At 69.7% G+C, this 2191-nt stretch carries 2 protein-coding genes; both read left to right on the forward strand.

The genetic code is table 11. The annotated features are described in order from the left end of the window. On the forward strand, window positions 1-816 hold an 816-nt coding region (locus tag JMF90_RS34300; protein ID WP_201326096.1), incomplete at its 5' end, for an MFS transporter. A gap of 62 nt (window positions 817-878) precedes the next feature. Then, entirely contained in the window at window positions 879-2102 is a 1224-nt protein-coding gene (locus JMF90_RS34305) for a CaiB/BaiF CoA-transferase family protein (RefSeq protein WP_175809031.1), read from the forward strand. Window positions 2103-2191: the final 89 nt, after the last annotated feature.

Raw genomic sequence — 2191 nt, forward strand, 5'->3', positions numbered from 1 at the left:
GGCTTCTTCATCGCGGCCTGCCTGAACTACACGATCGGTGCGACCTACGGCTGGCGCGCGATGTTCCTGTGCGGGCTGGCGCCCGCGCTGCTCGCGGTGTTCACGGTGATGCGCGTGAAGGAGCCGGGGCAGTGGCGGCGGCACGACGCGCGCGACGGCGACGTGGCCGACACGCGGCGCGCGCATCCGCTGCGCGAGATCTTCGCGCCGGCGTTCCGGCGCCGCACGCTGACGAGCGCGAGCCTCGTCGGCGTTGCGATCGTCGGGCTGTGGGCCGGCTCCGTCTACGAGGCGAGCGCGGTTACCACGCTGGCGGCGCGTGCGGGCATCGATCACGTTGGCGCGCTGCGGCTTGCGTCGATCGGCGCGGCGATCCTGTCGTGCGCGACGATTGCCGGCTGCCTGGTGGCGCCGTGGCTGTCGGAACGGCTCGGCCGGCGTACCGCGCTCGGCGTGTATTTCGCGGGGATGGCCGCATCGATCGTGTTCGCGTTCGGCTGGGCGTTCTACCAGCCGAACGGGCTCGCGGCCTTCATGGTGTCGCTCGCGTTCCTCGGCTTCTTCGGCGGCAACTTCGCGATCTTCTCGCTATGGTTGCCCGAGCAATATCCGACGCGCGTACGGGCCACCGCGTTCGCGTTCAACGCGTCGGTCGGCCGCTTCATCGGCGCGGGCGTGAACTTCCTGCTCGGCGCCGCGATTCACGGTTACGGATCGCTCGGCGTGCCGGTCGCATGGACCGCGGCCGTGTTCGGGCTCGGCGTCCTGATCCTGCCGTTCGCGGTCGAGACGCGGCACCAGGCGCTGCCCGAATGAGCGAAATGCCGCAGTCGTTCGGAAACAAGACGAGACATACCCATCAATATCAGGAGTCCGGAATGCAGGCATTAACGGGAATCAAGGTCGTCGATCTGAGTCGCGCGCTCTCGGGGCCGTTCTGCTCGATGGTGCTCGCGGATCTCGGCGCCGACGTGATCAAGGTCGAATCGGGGCCGCACGGCGACATGAGCCGCGCGTGGGGGCCGTTCGATCGCGGCATGAGCACGTACTACCTGTCCTGCAACCGCAACAAGCGCGGCATCTGCGTGGACTTCCGGCAGCCAGCCGGCCTCGACGTCGTGCGGCGCCTGATCGCGCAGGCCGACGTCGTGATCGAGAATTTCAAGGCGGGCACGATGGACGCGATGGGGCTCGGCTATGCTGAGCTGAGCGCGCGCGACCCGCGGCTCGTGATGGGCAGCGTCACCGCGTTCGGCCCGCGCGGCCCGCTGCGCGACTGGCCGGGCTTCGACCAGATCGCGCAGGGCTATGCGGGGCTGATGAGTCTCACCGGTTTCCCGGACGGCGAGCCGACCCGCACGGGCACCGCGATCGGCGATCTCAGCTCGGGGATGTGGGTCGCGACCGGCGTGATGGCCGCGCTGTTCGAGCGCGAGCGCACCGGGCGCGGCCAGCATGTCGGCACGTCGCTGCTCGAAAGCCTCGTTGCGCTGCTGAGCGTACACGGGCAACGCTACCTGAGCCTCGGCGACGTGCCGCGCCGTACCGGCAATGCGCATGCGGTGATCGCGCCGTACGGCGTGTTCGAGACGGCCGACGGCCCGCTCAACCTCGCGCCGATCACGACCGACATGTGGCTGCGGCTGTGCCAGTTGCTGGATCTGCCCGCGCTGCCCGACGATCCGCGCTTCGCGACCAACGATGCGCGCGTCGCGCATCGCGATGAACTCAAGGCGCTGCTCGAAAGCCGGTTGCGCACGCGCGGCAAGCGCGACTGGACGCAACGGTTCGTCGAGGCCGGGCTGCCGGCCGGCCCGATTCATACGCTCGACGAAGTGTTCGACGATCCGCAGCTCGCGCATTGCGGGCTGGTCGAGCCGGTCGCGCATCCGACGCTCGGTATGCTGCGCCAGGTCGTCACGCCGCTCGGCGGGATGGACGACGACGTGCCGGCGCCGCGCACGCGCCATGCGCCGCCGCTGCTCGGTGAGCATACGGTCGATGTGCTGCGCGAAGCCGGCTACGGCGACGACGCGATCGACGCACTGCTGGCCGGGCGCGCGATCTTCCAGGCCGATGCGGTGGCGGAGGCCGTGCAATGACCGACATGACGAAACACGACGGGGCGTCGAGCGTGACGGTCGATTGGATCGGCGAGCGGATCGCGCGCGTGCGGTTCGGGAATCCGGCG

Origin of the sequence: Burkholderia sp. E168m23 (genome assembly GCF_016586125.1) — a bacterium.
GTDB classification, from domain to species: domain Bacteria; phylum Pseudomonadota; class Gammaproteobacteria; order Burkholderiales; family Burkholderiaceae; genus Burkholderia; species Burkholderia orbicola.

What these genes read in the sequence shown, in the direction of transcription:
- JMF90_RS34305 (WP_175809031.1), top strand. Translation starts at nt 879, where the DNA reads ATGCAGGCATTAACGGGAATCAAGGTCGTCGATCTGAGTCGCGCGCTC.